The organism is Candidatus Hakubella thermalkaliphila, assembly GCF_013281975.1.
GTDB classification, from domain to species: domain Bacteria; phylum Actinomycetota; class Humimicrobiia; order Hakubellales; family Hakubellaceae; genus Hakubella; species Hakubella thermalkaliphila.
Genome location: NZ_BLRZ01000485.1, coordinates 1 through 536, shown reverse-complemented (window position 1 = coordinate 536; position 536 = coordinate 1). Strand labels below are relative to the sequence as shown.

General features: G+C 37.3%; 2 protein-coding genes. Both read left to right on the top strand.

Annotated features, from left to right (window positions below; all coding sequences use genetic code 11):
• Positions 1-175 (top strand): type II toxin-antitoxin system RelE/ParE family toxin (locus tag HW443_RS14260; protein WP_176238403.1); only part of this gene is annotated, 175 nt, incomplete at its 5' end.
• A gap of 2 nt (positions 176-177) precedes the next feature.
• Positions 178-480 (top strand): helix-turn-helix domain-containing protein, encoded by a 303-nt coding sequence (locus HW443_RS12830; RefSeq protein ID WP_176238402.1) that lies wholly within the window; start codon positions 178-180, stop codon positions 478-480.
• Positions 481-536: the final 56 nt, after the last annotated feature.

The window sequence follows — 536 nt, the reverse complement described above, 5'->3', positions numbered from 1 at the left end:
GGAAAAGGCAAAAAAAGGAGAATTAGAAGGATTGAAAATGCATAAGGGTAAATTGCAGAGAAAGAAATACTTAATAGCCAAGAAAGAAAAAAGCAATAACATAATATTTTATATGATAGGAACGCATGAAAATTTCTATCGTGAACTTAAGAAATATCTCAGGGAGGTTGAATAACCATGCTAACAGCAAGAAAAGTTTATGAAGAAATCCTTGATATGCCGATAAGGGAAAGGGAACGACTCTTTTCTATTATTGCAAGGCTTGGTTTTGAAAAAGAGCATTATACCCATGCGGAAGTGTTCAGCGATATAAGGCGGTCTCCTTTCACTATCAAAGAGGCAGCAGAATATCTTGAGGTTGCAGAAATTACAGTTAGAAGATGGGTAAAGGATGGTATCCTGAAACACAATTGGATTGGAAAGAATATAGTGTTTGACCCTGATGCGTTAAAGGCATTCAAACAGCAAAGGCAGGATTGACGGCAGAGGAGTTTTTGAAGTTGTATAGGTGATAATAACTGGTTTCAGTGGGGGGC